The organism is Moraxella macacae 0408225, from assembly GCF_000320365.1.
Taxonomy (GTDB): Bacteria; Pseudomonadota; Gammaproteobacteria; order Pseudomonadales; family Moraxellaceae; genus Faucicola; species Faucicola macacae.
Map to the genome: position 1 here is coordinate 858,212 of NZ_ANIN01000001.1, position 19,076 is coordinate 877,287.

Here is a 19,076-nt window from a genome sequence, read left to right on the forward strand (position 1 = left end):
TTTTTTACGTTTTGCCTCTTGTTTTTTGTTAAATTATCTTGAAAATAGATGGGTTAACCAAATTGTCGTTCCTAAAATCGCAACAATTAATCGTACAACAATTAATCGTACAAAAAATAATCGCAAAAAGTGGTGCAAGGGTTAATGTGCCACTTTTTATGATGCTTGGTTTTATTATGCTTGTTTTTTGTGCAAAATGTGTGTATAAAATGGTGTTGGTAGCTTATTTAACTTTTGGAAATTGATGAGTATGATGAAAAATTTAAAGCATTTTTATTTTGACATCGTGTTTACGATTGTCGCCCTTGCAGTTGCAGGCTGGTGGGGATTGGCGCACGGTGGTGTGGCGGCAATGATGTCAGCGTTGTTTGTTACGCTTATTTTGGCGGTGATGGAAGTTTCATTGTCGTTTGATAATGCTGTGGTGAATGCGTCGGTGTTAAAGCATTGGGATAAGTTTTGGAAAACCATTTTTTTAACTGCAGGCATGTTGATTGCGGTGTTTGGTATGCGTTTGGTATTTCCAATTGTGATTGTGGCGGTTACAGCAGATATGAGTATGGGTTCGGTGGTGGATTTGGCGTTAAACAATCCAAAAGAATATTCCGCCAAACTTTTGGCACATCATGCTGAAATTGCTGCTTTTGGTGGTATGTTTTTGTTGCTTGTGTTTTTAAACTTTTTGTTTGATGAAAAAGAAGTGCTGTGGTTTGAATGGTTAGAACGCAAATTGGCTCGTTTTGGCAAAGTGGACGCCATGAGCGTATTTGTTGCTATGGTGATTTTGGCGTTGTTTTTGTTGGGGGTTGAAGAAGCCCATAAAGGGGCGGTGTTAATTGCAGGCTTTTTTGGGATTTTGGTGTATTTGGGCGTCAATGTATTGTCAAGTATGCTGGAGGGCGAAGATGATGACGAAGAGGCCTCTGGCGTTGATGGCAATGAGGTTGCAGGTGCGGTTGCCAAAGGTGGCATTGCAGGCTTTTTATACCTTGAGGTATTGGACGCATCGTTTAGTTTTGACGGCGTGATTGGAGCATTTGCGATTACCAGTGATGTGGTTATTATCATGCTTGGTTTGGCAATTGGTGCAATGTTTGTGCGTTCTATGACGATTTTTTTGGTAGAAAAAGGCACGCTTGATGAATTTGTGTATTTGGAACATGGGGCGCATTATGCAATTGGTGCGTTGGCAATTATTATGCTCCTTGCGACCATGCACATCGAAGTGCCTGAAGTGGTTACGGGCTTGATTGGCATTGCGTTTATTGTGTGGGCGGTGATTAATTCCATTTCGTATAACAAACGTCAAGCAATAGATAACGATTGATAAACTTATATTTTACCATAACTTAACTGGTTTATCATAACTTAACGCTAAAACCCAAAGGTTGCTTATAAGCCTTTGGGTTTTTTATTGGTGTGCGTTTCAAACTTTATTTTATTTTTCAAACTTTATTTTTCAAACTTTATTTTTTAAGTAGTGAAGCAACAGTGGTACGGGACGACCGGTGCTATGGGCTTTACTGCCTGATACCCACGCCGTGCCTGCAATATCCAAATGAGCCCAAGGTATGTCATTCACAAAACGCGATAAAAAACAACCGGCGGTAATTGAACCTGCTGCTCTTCCGCCAATATTTTGCACATCAGCAAAATGTGAGTTTAGTTGTTCTTGATAATCATCATCTAGTGGCAAATGCCAAACACGATCATAAGCTTCTTCGCTGGCTTGTTCTAACTCAAAAATCACATCTTCGTCATTGCTAAACAATCCAGTTCGCACATTGCCTAAGGCAATCACGCATGCCCCTGTTAATGTTGCAACATCAATGATAACGCTTGGGTTGTATTGTTGCACATAGGTAAGGGTGTCGCACAATACCAAACGCCCTTCGGCATCGGTGTTTAAAATTTCCACCGTTGTGCCATTCATAGCGGTAACGATATCACCCGGACGCGTGGCATTGCCTGAGGGCATGTTTTCAGCACAGGCTAACGCACCGACGACTTGTAGGGGCAAACGAGCCTCGCACAAGGCTTTTATTGCTCCCAGTACGCTTGCTGATCCGCCCATGTCAAACTTCATTTCACCCATGCCTTCACTGGGTTTGAGTGAAATGCCACCTGTGTCAAAAGTTACGCCTTTACCGACCAGTACAATTGGTTCTGCCAGTTTTTCTGCTTTTTTGGTTTTTTTGGTAGGTTTTGTGGTGTTTAAGCCATTGTACTCCAATAGCACAAGTTTGCCCTCTTTTTCTGAACCGCGCGATACGGCCAAAAAGCAGTTCATGCCTAATTTTTCCATGTCTTTTTCGCCCAATACTTTTACGGTTAAGACATCAGGGTATTGTTTGGCAAGGGCGTGTGCTTGTTTTGCCATAAACGCAGGAAAACACACATTTGGCGGTTCATTGGCTACATCTTTGGTAAGTGATTGTCCGGCAAAAATCGCATTTTGCAAGGATAATTGTTGTTCATAATTTGTCAAATTATTCACGGTTACGGATAAATCAATTTGGCTTAACAAGGGCTTATCTGCTTTTTGTGATTTATACGTATCAAAACAATAACTGCTGTTTAATAACGCCAAACTAAATTGTCCAAATTGTACTTCATCTAAACAATCTTGCAAATAAATCGTCGCGGATTTGTGAGTTTTTGCCAAAGCGTTATAAATACTGTTTGCAATTTTTTGCAAATGTCCACCGGTTAATTTGTCAATACTGCCTATTCCAACCAACAATATTGCTTCGGCGGTTTTTAAATCAAGGTGCAAAAACGTTTCAGCAACTTTGCCACGGATTTGACTGGCCTGTATCAAATTTTTTAGTGAATCTTGTGCATTGTCATTTTTTTGTAATAATTGTTTGTTATCATCGATAAGATAAACGCAACAACTGTGTTTTTGACTTTTTTTTGGGTTTTTTTTGCCCAAATTTAGGGTAAGTTTTAGGGTTTTGGTTGTCATATTATTCCTTGATCTTAAAGTTTAAAAACCTTAATGGGTGAAGTTGTGTCAAAATGTTTTATAAAACCAATTTAAAAAATCAGTTTGGTTAATGATTAGTTTAGCATATTTTTGCAAAATAAGGTGAGGGGTCGATCATAATAATTGACGATAAACAATCAACCATAAACAATCGGTAAATCTGTCGTAACTTTATGCCTGATTTATGTTAAAATGATGAAGCTAAAATGAGTTATTGACAAAGCAATAAATTGACAAAGCAATAACAAGTCGTGAACAAAGTCGTGCAAATTTTTTGCCAAAGTTTTAAGTTCGTGTAAGACGATTGGTTTTGCCAATTAATTTTGAGGATTTAATAAATGAATACCACTCAGCAGGGCGTACATGGCACAATGCCAAAACAGGCGACGCCGTTTGCAGGCAATGTATTTTTTGCACTGATTATGGTGCTGTCCATGTTGTATTTTATGTGGTGGGGTTATGGTTATACCTTGCAACAACAGGTGCTGTTGTTTTTGGTGGCAACTTTTTTTGGCGTGTTTATGGCGTTTAACATTGGCGGTAACGATGTGGCGAACTCGTTTGGAACATCGGTCGGTGCAGGGACGTTGACAGTAACTCAAGCCTTGATTGTAGCGGCGGTGTTTGAGGTGTCTGGGGCGATTTTGGCAGGGGCACAAGTTACTGATACCATTCGCAGTGGCATTGTGGATTTGGGCGGTTTGCAGGTTACGCCCAATCAATTTATTTATGTGATGTTATCGGCATTGATGGCGGCGGCGTTTTGGTTGTTGTTTGCTACCAAAAAAGGCTTGCCTGTTTCTACCACGCATGCCATTATCGGCGGTATTGTTGGAAGTTCTATCGTACTGGGTATTAACCTTGGTGGCTCCGAGCTTGCGTTATCAACGATTAAATGGCGTGAAATTGGTAAAATTGCAATTTCGTGGGTGTTATCACCTTTGTTAGGTGGCGTGATTTCCTACTTGATTTATGGGCATGTGAAAAAATATATTTTATCATACAACGATCGCATGGAAGAAAAAGTGCGTGCGATTAAAGCCAAAAAAAGAGCATTAAAACAACAGCACAAAGAAGAATTGGATGCGTTAAACGAACACGAAAAACTCACTTATACCACAGCATTGCTACAAGATCATGAATTGCTACAAGAAAAAGATTGCGACCGAGATGAACTTGCGACGCCGTATTATCAAGCCATGTATGACATTGAAAAAGAACGCGACAGTTTGGATACTTTAAAAGCGTTAAAATTTTGGGTGCCACTTATGGCGGGTGCAGGCAGTATGATAATGACTGCTATGGTGGTATTTAAGGGTTTAAAACATACGGATTTGGGTTTTAGTACCTTGCAAGCGAGTTTGATTATTGGCATGATCGGAGCGTTGATTTGGCTTACCGCTTTTGTTTATACCAAAACCATTCGTGGCAAACATAAAGAAGATTTGACAAAGGCCACTTTTATTATGTTTAGCTGGATGCAAGTGTTTACCGCATCGGCGTTTGCGTTTAGTCATGGTTCCAATGACATTGCCAATGCAGTAGGCCCATTTGTGGCAATTTTAGATGTGATTCGTAACAATGCTTTGGCCGCTGAAGCGAGTGTACCGGCACCTGTTATGGTAACTTTTGGTGTGTCGCTCATCGTTGGTTTGTGGTTTATTGGCAAAGAGGTTATCCAAACTGTTGGCACAAAACTTGCTGAAATGCACCCTGCTTCGGGCTTTTCGGCAGAATTGTCAGCGGCCGCTGTGGTTATGGGGGCATCTTCGCTTGGGCTTCCTGTCTCAAGCACGCATATTTTGGTGGGGGCGGTGCTTGGCATTGGTATGGTGAACAAAAATACCAATTGGGCGTTAATGAAACCAATTGGACTTGCGTGGGTGATTACCTTGCCTGTATCGGCGTTATTGGCTTCGCTCGGTTATGTAATTTTAAACCGTGCATTTGGTTAATTTTTCTAAAAATAAAAACAATTTTTTTTAAAAAGTAAAAATAAGGCGTTTGTCAAATTCGCCTTATTTTTTTTGGTTTTGGCAAAATTATGCTATAATTTTTTGATTTATTTTGGATTTTTTGACAAAGGCGGTATGAATTGATTTTACGGCGTTATATGATTGCCCAAGTGGCAACCACCACCACGGTTGTGCTGTTATTTTTAATGGTATTAATGCTTGGTGGGCGGTTGATTCGCTACTTTGGTATGGTAGCTGAGGGTCAATTGAACATCGGTTTTTTGTTTAACTTGATGATTTATAATTTGCCAAGTTTTTTGGAGCTGATTTTACCGTTGTCGTTTTTTGTGGCGTTAATGTTGGTGTTGGGGCGAATGTATGTTGAACATGAGATGAGTGTGCTGTTTTCCAGTGGGCAAAGTCGTGGGCGGATCACAGGCTTGATGTTGCCGTTGATTTTGCTGTTGTTTTTGTTAGAAGCAGGCATAAGTCTGTGGGCAAAACCGTATGGCGTGGCAAAAACCGAAAAAATTTGGCAAACCCAGTCGTTAAACAATGCGTTTGATTTGGTCAAACCAAAAACCTTTATCAACAGTGGCAATTATCATGTGTATGTTGATTCTATGGATAAAAATACGCGCACGCTAAATGATATTTACATTGTCCAAAAAGCTCCAAAAACCGCCACTAAAGATGTGATTATTACCGCCAAACAAGCAAAGCAAAGCCTAGGTTATGCCAATGACTCTTTTACGCGTTTGGTGCTATTATCAGGCAAGCGTTATGAAATTGACACGGACAATCGCATTTATAACCAAACCCATTTTGAACGCTACCAAATCAGTATTGCCAAACCCAATCGTGCAGATCAACAAACAGAAAATGTGATCGCTCAATCAACCAAACAATTGTTAGCCAATTGGCAAAAAAGCACTGTTCAAGCAGAGCTTGGTTATCGTTTCAGTTTGCCATTTTTGATTGTCATTGCCAGTATGTTGGCTACGCCACTTGCTCAAGTAGAGCCGCGTCAAGGACGTTGGTTGCGTTTGTTGCCTGCGATTTTGGTATTTGTGGCGGTGGCTGTGAGTGTTATTTCGCTAAAAACTGGTGTTAGTAAACAAAAGTTCAGTGTAGCGGCGTATGCGTGGTTTGTCATAGCGGTGATGTTGCTATGTTTGTGGCTGAATTGGCAACAACGCATTGTCTATCGTTTGCGTCATCGTATGCCAATCAGTGCAAAAGTTTAGGAAATGTTGTATGTTTTGCCAACAAATTTTAAAAAATTATGTGCGTAAACAGGCTTTTTTTGCAATTTTAGGGGCGATTGTTGGCTTGACATTGTTAAAATCTTTTTTTGATTATTTGAGTCAAATTGAGGATATTAACAGCAGTTACAATTATTTAGATGCTTTATATTATATCGTATTATCCACGCCACAAAGTTTACAATTTTATATGCCAATTGGGGCAATGGTCGGTGCTGTGATAGGCTTAGGTTTATTGGCAAATAACAGTGAATTAACCGTGATACAAGCGGCAGGGCTTAGCCGTTTTCGTATCGTATCGTGGGTTATGCAGCCTGCGATGATTTTTGTGCTAATCGGTTTGTTGCTTAGCCAATTTGTCATTCCTACCACCAACAAACTGGCAGGGCAGATCAAAAGCCAACAAGTGTTTATTTCTACAGCGTTAAACGGTTATTGGCAAAAAACCGATGATCAAATTATTCATATTGATTACGCAGACACACAAGGAAAACTTAAAAATATAAAAATTTGGCAATTGACAAAAGGCGAATTAAAAAGCGTTATCCGTGCAGATACGGGTAATTTTTACCAATTTTCAAGTGCTTACGATCCAAATGTTTACCACGCAGAGGCATCAGGTTTGCACAACAAATCAGGTTGGGTGCTTAACAATGTGCAACAAATTAACATTCATGCTGATAACACAAGCAGTCTTACAACGCATAAACAATTGTTTGCCAAATTACCGATTGAACCTGGCTCCATTTATCTATTGACCCTGCACCCTGCCGATATGTCGCTTAGTGATTTGTTGCAACATCAGCGTTTATTGGCAAAAGACAACCATCGTTCCTTGATACATGAGGTAACATTTTGGCAAAAACTGTTATCACCTTTTGCGGTGTTATCACTTGTGTTGGTGGCGTGTTCGTTCGTGTTTGGATCGCTGCGCAGCCAAAGTTTGGGTTTTCGTTTGGTGCTTGCGTTATTGGTGGGGTTGTTGTTTAGCTATACTCAAGATTTGGTAGGATTTATTAGTTTATCTACAGAATTTTCGCCGTTATTTATGGTGCTGTTACCGATTGTGTTAAGTGCGACTATCGGAATTTATCTGGTTAAACGCAACACATAATTAAAAGTACATAATTAAAAGTACATAGTTAAAAGCAACGCATGGTTTAACAAAACACATAACTTTTGCGTTAAATTCTGTAGATTTTTAAACAATTGTAAAAACTGCAAACAACTATAAATAATTGTTAATTAAAAACTAGCCAATATTGACGCCGTATTGATTGCACATTGCCAATAAACCGCCAGAATAGCCTTGTCCAACGGCACGGAATTTCCACTCGCCGTTATGGCGATATACTTCACCAAATACCATCGCAGTTTCAATGGAATAATCTTCAGCCAAATCAAAACGCACCACTTCCACGCCAGTTTCTTCGTTGACCACGCGAATAAAGGCATTGGCAACTTGACCAAAATTTTGATTGCGAGCTTGAGCATCATGAATGGTAACGGTTACAATAATTTTACTGACATCGGCAGGCACGAGCGGTAGGTTAACCTTGATGCTTTCATCATCACCGTCGCCTTGTCCTGTGCGATTGTCGCCTGTGTGTTCTACTGCACCGTTGTTAGATCTAAGTTGATTGTAAAAGATAAAGTCATGATCGCCACGCACTCGCCCATTTTCACCCAACAAAAACACACTGGCATCAAGATCAAAATCCGAACCTGATGTAGCACGTTCGTCCCAACCAAGTCCAATTAATAGCTTGTTTAGATTTGGATCGGTTTTGGTTAGTGATAAATTACCGCCTTTGTTTAATGAAATTGCCATAATTTTTTCCTTAAAATTCAATGCTTATAAAATTCAATGCTTAAAAGCACCATGTTTAAAAATGCTTACAATTACAAACAGCAAAGCACGTTGTGCCTTAGTCATATTGTGCTTTAGCAAAGTTATCTTAGCAAAATTATAGGAAAAATGCACGTTTTTTTGTCAATTGGTTTAATTTTTGAAAATTAACTTTTAACCATATCGTGAAAAGTATAAAATAACGCTTTTTTGGGTAAGTTTGCTAAATAAAAGCGTATGTTAAATAATTTTTTGACGTTAATTTTGATTTTGTCGCCACTGGTTGTGGGATTTTTTCTGCCATTACCAAAAGTTTTTGTGCCGTATTTGGATAAATTGCTTGGCTATTTGGTATTTTTGATTTTGTTTTGCATTGGTTTGTCGCTGGCTGGCGTGTCAGATTTGGGCAATCAGCTTGGCTTTATCATAAAAAATGTGGCACTTTTGGCGGTATTGACAATAGGCAGTGGGCTGTTGGCACTTTGGTATTTTGACAAAAAACACCCTCACCATGCACACGCCAAAACCTTACATACCAAAACCAAAATCAGCATAGCAGGTACGTTGTTACAACTGGGCTGTTTGTTGATCGGCTTGGTTGTGGGTAAGTTTTTATTGCTTGATGCATTGCCGATTAAAATTGATGTGATTGTCAAAGGTTTGTTAATGCTGTTGGTTTTGCTTGTGGGGTTTGGTTTGTCTCATGCAGGCATGACATTGCGTCAGGTGTTAATCAACAAACGTGGCGTACAAATGAGTGTGATTTTTTGTGTGAGTGTGAGTATTGGCGGTGTGTTGTTTGCGGTATTGACAAAAGATGTAAGCATCATGCAAGGTTTGGCATTGGCATCGGGCTATGGTTGGTATTCGTTGTCAGGAATTATCATGACCGATGCGTATGGGGCGGTATGGGGCAGTGTGGCGTTATTGAACGATTTGTTGCGTGAGTTTATGGCGTTATTGTGCATTCCGCTATTAATACGGCGTTATCCGAGTACGGCGGTGGGGCTTGGCGGTGTTACTACAATGGATTTTACTTTGCCAATTATTCAAGCAAGTGGAGGCAATGAAATTGTACCCTTGGCAATGAGTTTTGGTTTTATTGTCAATATTGTTTCACCTGTGCTAATGATTGTATTTAGCAGTTTTTGATACTGTTTGGTAAATTATTGGCAAAATTGCTATTAACGCAAAAATTGCTATTAACGCAAAAATTGCTATTAACGCAAAATTTGGATATAATGTTGTTTTTTTATTAAAATATTTTTTTATTCAAATCAATGATTTATAAAAAGTTTACAAATGTAAACTTGATTTTTTTAAAACTTCTTTTACAATATCACCAATTACATTAAAAAATCACCAATAATGACACCAAACAATATGCGTATGGAAAAGTTTGAAACCCCCAATAATATTAGCAATATTAGCCAAGCCGCTCGTTTTGCGGTGATTTTTCCGGGTCAAGGCTCACAAAGCGTGGGTATGCTTGCAGATTGGTATGAGAATTTTCACCAAGTTCGTAATATTTTTAACCAAGCGAGTGATGTTTTGGGTTTTGACATATGGGCAATTGCTCAAGGCAATGACACAAAGCATAATCTTGATGACACTGCGTTTACTCAGCCTGTGTTGCTTACAGCAAGCATGGCAATTTGGCAAGTGTTGCGTGCTGAATTGGACATTATGCCTGCGTATTTGGCAGGGCATTCGCTTGGTGAGTACAGTGCATTGTGTGCATCGGGCGTGCTTGGTTTTGATGATGCGGTGCGTTTGGTATACCAACGCGGACAATACATGAAAGACGCCATGCAACATCAAGAGGGCAAAATGTCAGCGGTATTGGGGCTTGATGATGAACAAGTTCGCTTAATTTGTGAACAAATAGAAGAGTTTGAAACCGATGCGATTGTCAGTGCGGCAAATTTTAATGCGGTTGGACAAGTGGTAATTGCAGGCAATGTGCTTGGAGTGGATTTGGCAAGTGAACAGATCGCAAGCCTTGGTAATAAAGCCGTGCCCTTAAAAGTATCCGTACCGTCGCATTGTCGTTTGATGCAACCTGCAAGTGATAAATTGGCAGACAGTCTTAGCCAAATTGCCTTTAACGCACCGAATATTCCTGTGATTCAAAACCGCCATGCTCGTGTGGAAAGTGATATCAATGCAATCAAACAAGCCTTAATTGAACAATTAAGTTTGCCTGTGCTTTGGTCAAATACCCAAAATAAACTGGCAGATAAGCACATGCAATTTCAAATTGAATGTGGTAGTGGCAATGTATTAACCAATTTGGCAAAGCGTCAAGCTGAAAAAATTCCCGCCATTGCTACCGATAAAGTTACAAAATTAGCCGAAATTGCAGAAATGTTACAAAAATATAGCGTGGTTTAATGAAGCTATTTTAAATAGCGTTTAAATAATATTTAACAAAAAACTTAAAAACAATCATTTAGGAGTGCGACATGAGTCGACATATTGCTTTGGTTACAGGTGCAAGCCGTGGTATTGGTAAAGCGATCGCCCAACGTTTTGCAGAAGAAGGTTATTTTGTGATTGGCACTGCGACAAGTGAAAAAGGCGTGGCAGTCATTGATGAATACTTGCACGAAACAGGCGGTATCGGACGTGAGTTAGATGTTCGCGATGCTTTGGCAATTGATAATTTGTTTGAAGAAATTGAAAGCGTGTATGGTTCTATCCATGTGCTTGTCAATAACGCAGGCATTACCCAAGACGGCCTGTTAATGCGTATGGACGACACTGCATGGCAAACTGTGCTGGACGTGAATTTAACTTCGATTTATCGCATGAGCAAAAGAGCTGTGCGTGGTATGATGAAAGCTCGAGCAGGGCGGATTATTAACGTTACATCTGTGGTTGCCGAAATGGGTAACGCAGGGCAAACCAATTATGCCGCTACCAAAGCAGGTGTGGAGGGCTTTACCCGTTCATTGGCACGCGAGATTGGTTCGCGCCAAATTACCGTTAACTGTGTTGCCCCAGGGTTGATTGAAACGGATATGACTGATGAATTAGATGAACGTTTGATTAATTCTATGCTAGATGCCATACCGCTTGGACGTTTGGGGCAACCAAACGATGTAGCGGCCGTGGTGAAATTTTTAGCCAGTGATGAAGCCAGCTATATTACAGGGCATGTTTTGGCGGTTAACGGTGGCATGTATATGTAATTGTTACAATGTTTGCAACTGTTACAATGTTTGCAACCATTCTTGCAACAATTTTTGCAATCATGGTAATGTAACAAAAGCGATAAATTAACAAAAGTAAAGATATTTTTGTTAGATGTGTGTTAAAATTAACCCAATATAAATAAAAATTCATAGAATCTGTATTGGTATTTTTGTAAACTGTTTTTGTAAAATGGTGTTGTTTTACAACAAAACATGATTATAACAAAACTTGTTTGCAACAAAGCTTAAATTGTGCAATATTTCATTGTGTAATGTGGTAAATACAGATTTTTTTAACCGCAACGTGATAAATGTAACGTTTGCTAATTATCCACTCACCACTCAAAACTAGGAGAATTAACATGAGTAATGAGATCGAACAAAAAGTAAAAAACGCTGTTGCTGAGCAATTAAGCCTTGAGGTTGACAAAATTAGCAATGAAGCATCGTTTATTGATGATTTGGGTGCTGACTCGCTTGATTTGGTAGAGCTTGTCATGTCATTTGAAAATGAATTTGGCTTAACCATTCCTGATGAAGATAGTGCTCAAATCACCACTGTGCAAAAAGCGGTTGATTATATCCAATCAAAAGTTGGTTAATTTTTTTAATTAATAATTAATAATTATTAGCTATTAATTTTAATGATTAATTTTTCAAAACCCTTGATTTTTTAAATTAAGGGTTTTTTGTGGGTTAAATTTGGGTTTTTTAATATTTTTGCCAAATTTTGCTAAACAATTGGCTTGTTTTGCGGTAAAATCGTAGTAATTTTTGATGAATTTTTTAACCAATTTATAGAGAGCTTTTATGAGCCAATTAAACGCAACCACCCAAAACTTACAAGATGCTTATAATCCCACAGAAGTTGAAGCGGGCATGTATCAGCATTGGGAGAATAGCGGCTATTTTAAACCCGATTATCAAAAATCCAATGCCTTTTCTATTGCCTTGCCGCCACCTAATGTAACGGGTTCTTTGCACATGGGGCATGGTTTTAACAACACCATTATGGACACCTTGGTGCGTTATCATCGCATGATGGGTGATAACACTTTGTGGCAGGCAGGTACCGACCACGCCGGCATCGCCACGCAAATGGTGGTGGAGCGCCAATTGGGGTTGCAAGGCATCAGTCGTCATGACTTGGGGCGTGAAAAGTTTTTAGAAAAAGTGTGGCAATGGAAACACGAGTCAGGTGGCAACATCACTCGGCAAATTCGTCGTTTAGGCAGTTCGGTGGATTGGTCACGGGAACGCTTTACCATGGACGAAGGACTATCCAAGGCAGTGCAAGACGTGTTTGTGCGTTTGTATGATGATGGGCTGATTTATCGTGGCAAACGCTTGGTGAATTGGGACGTTAAATTAGAAACCGCCTTGTCGGATTTGGAAGTGGAAAACCATGATGAGCAAGGCTTTTTGTGGCATTTTAATTATTATTTTGCCGATAAAACCCTAACCACCACAGATGGCAACCATTATGTTACCGTTGCCACCACTCGCCCTGAAACCTTGCTTGGGGATACCGCCGTTGCGGTTAATCCAAACGATGAACGCTATCGGCATTTAATCGGTAAAAGTGTCATTTTGCCAATATCTAACCGCATTGTGCCAATTGTGGCGGACGATTATGTTGACACAGAATTTGGCACAGGCGTGGTAAAAATCACCCCCGCTCATGATTTTAACGATTATGAACTGGGCAAACGGCATGATTTGCCAATCATCAATATTTTTGACAAAAACGCCAATATTTTACCAAAGCTAGAAGTTTATCAAAACTTACAACAGCGTGAACCAAACCTTGAAAATGCACCAAGCGATTATGTGGGGTTAAACCGTTTTGACGCTCGTAAAAAACTTGTTGCCACTGCCGAAACTGAAGGCTGGCTTGCCAAAATTGAACCGCATGCTTTAAAAACCCCACGGGGGGATAGAAGTGGCGAAGTTGTAGAGCCGTATTTGACCGATCAATGGTATGTGGCTATCGAAGAGCTGGCAAAACCTGCGATCCAAGCGGTGGAAGATGGGCGTATTGAATTTGTGCCATCTAACTACAAAAACATGTACATGGCGTGGATGCGTGATATTCAAGATTGGTGCATTAGTCGTCAGTTGTGGTGGGGGCATCGCATTCCTGCTTGGTATGATGACAAGGGCAATGTGTATGTGGCACACAGTGAAAGTGAAGTTTATCAAAAGTATCAATTAAGCCAAGATGTACAATTGACTCAAGATAACGATGTGCTGGACACTTGGTTTAGTTCAGGGTTGTGGACTTTTAGCACGCTAGATTGGGGTAATGACAGTGGTAATAACGATGACAATGGGCTTGCACTGAAAACCTTTCACCCAACCAGTGTGTTGGTAACGGGTTTTGACATCATTTTCTTTTGGGTGGCACGCATGATTATGCTGACCATGCATTTTGTCAAAAATGACGACGGCAGCCCACAAATTCCCTTTAAAACCGTGTATGTGCATGGGCTTGTGCGTGATGGACAAGGGCAAAAAATGAGCAAATCTAAGGGCAATGTGCTTGACCCCATTGATTTGATTGACGGCATTGATTTAGACAGCCTAATTGCCAAACGCACCACAGGGCTTATGAATCCAAAAGACGCCCAAAAAATTGAAAAAACCACTCGCAAAGAATTCCCAGACGGCATTATAGGGTTTGGCACAGATGCGTTAAGATTTACCTTTACTTCTTTGGCAAGCACGGGGCGCGACATCAATTTTGATTTAAAACGCATGGAAGGCAATCGCAATTTTTGTAATAAAATTTGGAATGCCACACGCTTTGTGCTGATGAATTGTGTGGATAAACAAAACAAGGCGTTACCGATTGACAAAACCGCCAAGGTGGAGCTGTGGGAGTTGCCCGAGCACTGGATTGTAAGCCGCTTGCACGCAACGATTGAAGAAGTGCACAAACACATCAAGCAATACCGTTTTGATTTAGTAAGCCAAAATATTTACGATTTTATTTGGAATGAATATTGTGATTGGTATGTAGAGCTTGCCAAATCTGCCTTAAATGACGACGCGGTATCTGCTGCACGCAAAAGCCAAATCCGTTTTGTGTTGTTAGATACGCTTGAGATAGCGTTAAGAATGACTCACCCAATCATGCCGTATTTGACCGAAAAACTGTGGCAAACCATCGCCCCGCTGGTGGACAAAAAACACACCGACAGCATTATGATTGCCAATTATCCGACGGTAAATCATAAGCTTATCAGCACCGAATCACAAAATGACATGGCTTGGCTACAAGAGCTGATTGGAGCGGTGCGTAATATCCGTGGTGAAATGAAACTTGGCAATGCCCTGCGTTTGCCAGTGCTGCTACAAAATTTAAACGATGATGAAAAAACTCAGCTTACTCGCATTGAAAATCAGTTTAAAACCTTGGCAAAGGTTGAGAATTTAACCTTGTTATCAGAAGATGAAGCCGCCCCGTTATCATCACAAGCCTTGATTGGTAAAGTCAAAGTCTTAGTGCCGATGAAAGGTTTGATTGATCCGATAGCAGAATTGGATCGCTTGTATAAATTACAAGCAAAATTGCTCAAACAGGCTGATGGTTTGCAGGCTAAATTGTCCAATGAAAATTTTGTGAATAAAGCCCCTGCCGATGTGGTGCAATCTGAAACCGCCAAATTGAATGAACTAAAAGAGCAATTGGAGCAGATGGATAGGCAGATTGAGTTGTTAAAGACGATGTAAGAGGGTTGTTTATTTGTCAAAAACAAAAACTTGACACCTAAACCGCAGTATCAAGTTTTTATTAACAACGTTTTAAGCTAGCCCAACATCAAAGCTGGCGTTTCGGCGTTTTTCTTAAATTGCGCCAAAAACTTCGCCCCCAGCGCCCCATCAATCACGCGGTGGTCGCACGATAGGGTAACGGTCATCATTGGACGCGCAACAATTGCCCCATCTAGCACCACGGCACGCATTTGCGTTGCGCCAATTGCCAAAATTGCCCCTTGTGGCGGATTGATAATGGCGTCAAATTGCACAATGCCCATCATGCCAAGGTTAGAAATGCTAAAACTGCCCCCCATAAACTCATCTGGGGTAAGTTTGCCCGTTTTGGCACGCGCCGCCAAATCTTTCATCGTGGTGCTAATTTCCCACAAGCCTTTTGTGTCAGCGGCTTTGACAATGGGGGTAATCAGCCCGCCGTCAATCGCCACCGCCACGCTAATATCGGCATGTGCAAATTGCAAAATTTGCTGTTTGCTGTCATCAAATTGCACATTCACCTGCGGGATTTGCATCAGCGTATGGGCGGCCACTTTAATGAGCAAATCGTTGATGGACAATTTGGGCTTGTCATCTTTGCCATCATTGAGGGCGGCGCGCAAGTCTTGCAACGCGGTCATGTCAACATCAAGGCTTAGGCGAAAATGGGGCGCATTTTGCTTGGCCTGTTGTAAGCGCTTGGCAATGGTGCGACGCATGGCGTTCATTGGAATAACGGTCGGCTCATCGCTGTGGGCGGATTGAGCAGGCGTGCTTGTTGTGGTGCTTTTTGGCGCGCTGTTTTGCTCGCTCTTGGCGCTGTCATCGGCAAAATATTCTTTGGCACGCATCACATCGGTTACGCCAACGCGCCCTTTGCTGGCGGTGGCTAGGCAATCGTGCAAATTTACGCCCAAACGCGTGGCAAGCTCGCGCGCCAGTGGCGTGGCTGGCACTTTGCTGTCATCTAAAGTAGACGGCTTGGGCGTAGGTTTGACTTTGGCGGCGGCGTGTTGTTTATCAGGCAACAACTGTACACTGCTGCCTGCTTGCTCCAAGGCTTGTGCAATGTCGCTTAGGGTAATGCGCCCTTTGTGGCTTGCGGTTACCGCTTTTAGATTAATATCAAGCTCTTTGGCGGTGCGCCGCGCGTGGGGCGTGGCAACAAGGCTGTCATCGTCTTGATAACCTTGCAATGCTTTGGGAATTGCCTCGTTGTCGCTGTTTTGTGCTGTCGGTTTGGGTGTGCTAGGCTCGCCTCCGTCTTCGCTATTAACCACAACGCCATCAAGGTTTTGCAGATTGTCCAAATTGCCAATCTCGCTTTTGTCCTGTTTGACTTGCACCACTTCTGGCATTTCGGCAGCGGTGATTTCAGGGTTGCCAAGCACCTCATCAGCGGAATTGTCAGCGGCATTGTCATCGCTTGTAGAACTGTTTGCAGAATTGTCAAGATTGGCAATGCCAGCAATAAAGTTAGCAATTTCGTCATCGCTTACCGAACTGTCGGCACACACGGCAATTATTTTACCCACTGCAAGCGTTTCGCCCTCTTGGGCTAAAATTTTGCGTAAAGTGCTGTCAAATTGGGCTTCTAGGGCATTGACGATTTTGGAGGTTTCAATTTCGCACAGTTCATCGCCTTTGACAAACGCGTCGCCCTCACTAATTAGCCAACTGGAAATGCTGCCTTCTTCCATAGACAAGCCCCATTTGGGAATTTCTAGCGTTTTGATTTTGTCCATGTTAGGCCTCCATGACTTTGCGTACCGCCGCTTCAATGCGTTCCACCGAAGGCAGCCATTCTTTTTCTAGCACGGGTGAAAACGGAATCGGCGTGTGGGGCGGTGTTACCAATTGAATGGGTGCTTTTAGGGCGTAAAAGGCTTTTTCGGCAATGAGCGCCGCCACATCGTGGGCAAAACCACAGCGCGCCGCCGATTCATCAACAATCACCACGCGCCCAGTGTGGGCAATCGATTCCAAAATGCCCTCTTCATCAAGCGGTGAAATGGTGCGCGGGTCAACCACTTCCACCGAAATGCCCTCTTTGGCAAGTTTATCGGCAACTTCATTGGCACGGTGAACCATCAAACTTAAGGCGATAATGGTAACATCACTGCCAAAACGGGTGTAATTTGCCACGCCAAAATCAATGGAATAGGGCGTATCTGGGACTTCGCCTTTGACATCGTAAAGCATAATATGCTCGCCAAAAATTACGGGGTCATCGTCGCGAATGGCGGTGGTTAATAAACCCTTGACATCATACGGGCTTGATGGAATGACAACTTTTAAGCCGGGAACAGAAGCAAACACGTTGTAGGGCGATTGTGAATGTTGGGCGGCGGCACAAAACCCTGCACCGATAATGCCACGCACCACCATGGGCGCGCGCGCCTTGCCACCGAACATATAGCGGAATTTGGCGGCTTGGTTGTACAGCATGTCAAAACACACGCCGTAAAAATCCATAAACATCAAATCGGCAACAGGGCGTAATCCCGTGGCCGCCGCCCCTGCCGCCATACCGATAAACGCCGATTCGGTAATGGGCGTGTCAATCACGCGTTCAGAGCCAAACTCGCTCCATAAGCCCTTGGTTACGCCAAGCACACCGCCAAAACCTTCTAATTTGTTGTCTTCGGTGTTTTTGCCACCGTGGCCGCCGCGCACATCTTCGCCGATAACAACGACGGTTGGGTCGCGGCGCATTTCTGCTGCGATGGTTTCTTTGACGGCATCTCTATAACTTTTAATAGCCATGATGAATTCCTTTTTCTATGATAAGTTTTGGTAAAGTTGCGTTAAGCATTGCTAATTAATTAACAGGAAAAATGCCTAACGCAGTTTAATTAGCTTAGTTAGTAGCTAACAAGTTAGTAGCTAACATACACATCGGTTAACAATTGGCTGACATCGGGATAATCTGCCGCTCTGGCAACTGCCACGGCAGCATCTATTTTTGCCTTAATGTCTTGGTCAATTTTATCCAGTGTTTTGTCATCTAATACGTCTTTGACTTTGGCTCTAAAATGCACAAGTGGGTCTTTGGTGGCTTTGATTTGCTCCACTTCTTCTTTAGAGCGAAGTAAACCGGGGTCGCCCTCAAAATGCCCATAAAAGCGATTGGTAACGCATTCAATCACGCTTGGGCCCTCGCCTGCGCGCGCTCTGGCAATGGCTTCTTTGGCGGCTTTATGCACGGCAAAAAAGTCCGTGCCATCTACTTTGACGGCGGGCAAACCAAACCCTGCGGCACGCCCTGCAATGTCGCGGCTGCCCACGGCGTAATCATGCCCTGTGCCTTCGCCAAAGCCGTTGTTTTCAAACACAAACACCATGGGTAATTTTAATACCACCGCCATGTTAAGCGCTTCAAAGGTTAAGCCTTGATTTGAGCCGCCATCGCCTGTAAACGATAAGCCAACACCGCCTGTGCCAAGGGTTTTGGCGGTTAAAGCTGCCCCAATTGCCAAGGGAGGCCCGCCGCCAACAATGCCATTTGCGCCAAGCATACCGCGGTCAAGGTCGGCAATGTGCATAGAGCCACCTTTGCCACGGCATAAGCCTTGGTCTTTGCCAAAAATTTCTAGCATCATCGCTTCTACATCGCAGCCTTTGGCAATGCAGTGGCCGTGGCCACGGTGCGTTGAGGTGATGTAATCTTTGTCGCCCAAATTGGTGCAAACCCCCACGGCAACGGCCTCTTCGCCGCTATAAAGATGGATAAAACCCGGAATGTCGCCTGTTGCGTTTTCGTCGTGCAAGCGGTCTTCAAATTCGCGAATGGTGCGCATGCTGGTGTAGGCTTCTAGCAGCGTTTCTTTGGAGAGATTGTTTAGATTGTTTGTCATCACAAAATCCTTTTAATGTTAAACAAATGTTGAATTGAATGGTTAGGCTTGTATAAGCCGTGCTAAAAGTAACCTCCTGTTTACCTAGATGACTATAAATTATAATAAAAAAATGCTTTTAGCAAGGGGTTTGCAAAGATATTTTTGTTAACTTTTGTTAATTTTTGTTGACTTTATCATGCTAAGATTTTGGTGTTTTTGCAAAAAA

The 19,076-nt window shown here is 42.0% G+C and carries 14 protein-coding genes; 9 read left to right on the forward strand and 5 right to left on the reverse strand.

Annotated elements, in window-relative coordinates:
• Positions 1-244 precede the first annotated feature (244 nt).
• Positions 245-1,327 carry a DUF475 domain-containing protein gene (locus tag MOMA_RS03930; RefSeq protein ID WP_009767312.1) on the forward strand — a complete coding sequence of 361 codons (1,083 nt, stop codon included), beginning with the start codon at positions 245-247 and terminating at the stop codon, positions 1,325-1,327.
• 132 nt (positions 1,328-1,459) lie between these two features.
• Here the strand turns inward: MOMA_RS03930 and MOMA_RS03935 are convergent, their stop codons facing one another.
• Positions 1,460-2,968 carry a leucyl aminopeptidase gene (locus MOMA_RS03935; RefSeq protein ID WP_009767313.1) on the reverse strand — a complete coding sequence of 503 codons (1,509 nt, stop codon included), beginning with the start codon at positions 2,966-2,968 and terminating at the stop codon, positions 1,460-1,462.
• Positions 2,969-3,327: 359 nt separating this feature from the next.
• Between MOMA_RS03935 and MOMA_RS03940 the strand changes: the two genes are divergently transcribed.
• The 3 genes from MOMA_RS03940 (at position 3,328) to MOMA_RS03950 (ending at position 7,323) form a co-directional block, all read left to right on the forward strand.
• The gene (locus MOMA_RS03940; RefSeq protein ID WP_009767314.1) at positions 3,328-4,944 is read left to right on the forward strand and encodes an inorganic phosphate transporter; all 1,617 of its coding nucleotides are present in this window, start codon (positions 3,328-3,330) and stop codon (positions 4,942-4,944) included.
• Positions 4,945-5,084: 140 nt separating this feature from the next.
• The gene (gene lptF / locus MOMA_RS03945; RefSeq protein WP_009767315.1) at positions 5,085-6,191 is read left to right on the forward strand and encodes an LPS export ABC transporter permease LptF; all 1,107 of its coding nucleotides are present in this window, start codon (positions 5,085-5,087) and stop codon (positions 6,189-6,191) included.
• 10 nt (positions 6,192-6,201) lie between these two features.
• Positions 6,202-7,323 carry an LptF/LptG family permease gene (locus MOMA_RS03950; RefSeq protein WP_009767316.1) on the forward strand — a complete coding sequence of 374 codons (1,122 nt, stop codon included), beginning with the start codon at positions 6,202-6,204 and terminating at the stop codon, positions 7,321-7,323.
• A gap of 138 nt (positions 7,324-7,461) precedes the next feature.
• Here the strand turns inward: MOMA_RS03950 and MOMA_RS03955 are convergent, their stop codons facing one another.
• Positions 7,462-8,040 (reverse strand): TerD family protein, encoded by a 579-nt coding sequence (locus MOMA_RS03955; RefSeq protein ID WP_009767317.1) that lies wholly within the window; start codon positions 8,038-8,040, stop codon positions 7,462-7,464.
• 255 nt (positions 8,041-8,295) lie between these two features.
• Between MOMA_RS03955 and MOMA_RS03960 the strand changes: the two genes are divergently transcribed.
• The 5 genes from MOMA_RS03960 to MOMA_RS03980 all read left to right on the forward strand — a co-directional run bounded on the left by MOMA_RS03960 (position 8,296) and on the right by MOMA_RS03980 (position 14,990).
• On the forward strand, positions 8,296-9,210 hold the full coding sequence (locus MOMA_RS03960; RefSeq protein WP_009767318.1) for a lysine exporter LysO family protein: 915 nt from the start codon (positions 8,296-8,298) through the stop codon (positions 9,208-9,210).
• 216 nt (positions 9,211-9,426) lie between these two features.
• The gene (gene fabD, locus MOMA_RS03965) at positions 9,427-10,452 is read left to right on the forward strand and encodes an ACP S-malonyltransferase (RefSeq protein ID WP_009767319.1); all 1,026 of its coding nucleotides are present in this window, start codon (positions 9,427-9,429) and stop codon (positions 10,450-10,452) included.
• Positions 10,453-10,523: 71 nt separating this feature from the next.
• A complete protein-coding gene (fabG, locus tag MOMA_RS03970; protein WP_009767320.1) occupies positions 10,524-11,252 on the forward strand; it encodes a 3-oxoacyl-ACP reductase FabG in 729 nt (242 codons plus the stop codon).
• A 365-nt stretch (positions 11,253-11,617) separates the two neighbouring features.
• On the forward strand, positions 11,618-11,857 hold the full coding sequence (gene acpP / locus MOMA_RS03975) for an acyl carrier protein (protein WP_009767321.1): 240 nt from the start codon (positions 11,618-11,620) through the stop codon (positions 11,855-11,857).
• Between the two features lie 208 nt (positions 11,858-12,065).
• The gene (locus MOMA_RS03980) at positions 12,066-14,990 is read left to right on the forward strand and encodes a valine--tRNA ligase (RefSeq protein ID WP_009767322.1); all 2,925 of its coding nucleotides are present in this window, start codon (positions 12,066-12,068) and stop codon (positions 14,988-14,990) included.
• Positions 14,991-15,067: 77 nt separating this feature from the next.
• Here the strand turns inward: MOMA_RS03980 and MOMA_RS03985 are convergent, their stop codons facing one another.
• The 3 genes from MOMA_RS03985 to MOMA_RS03995 form a co-directional block, all read right to left on the reverse strand.
• Positions 15,068-16,756 (reverse strand): 2-oxo acid dehydrogenase subunit E2, encoded by a 1,689-nt coding sequence (locus MOMA_RS03985; protein ID WP_009767323.1) that lies wholly within the window; start codon positions 16,754-16,756, stop codon positions 15,068-15,070.
• A gap of 1 nt (position 16,757) precedes the next feature.
• A complete protein-coding gene (locus tag MOMA_RS03990) occupies positions 16,758-17,777 on the reverse strand; it encodes an alpha-ketoacid dehydrogenase subunit beta (protein ID WP_009767324.1) in 1,020 nt (339 codons plus the stop codon).
• Between the two features lie 113 nt (positions 17,778-17,890).
• Positions 17,891-18,868 carry a thiamine pyrophosphate-dependent dehydrogenase E1 component subunit alpha gene (locus MOMA_RS03995; protein ID WP_009767325.1) on the reverse strand — a complete coding sequence of 326 codons (978 nt, stop codon included), beginning with the start codon at positions 18,866-18,868 and terminating at the stop codon, positions 17,891-17,893.
• Positions 18,869-19,076 lie beyond the last annotated feature (208 nt).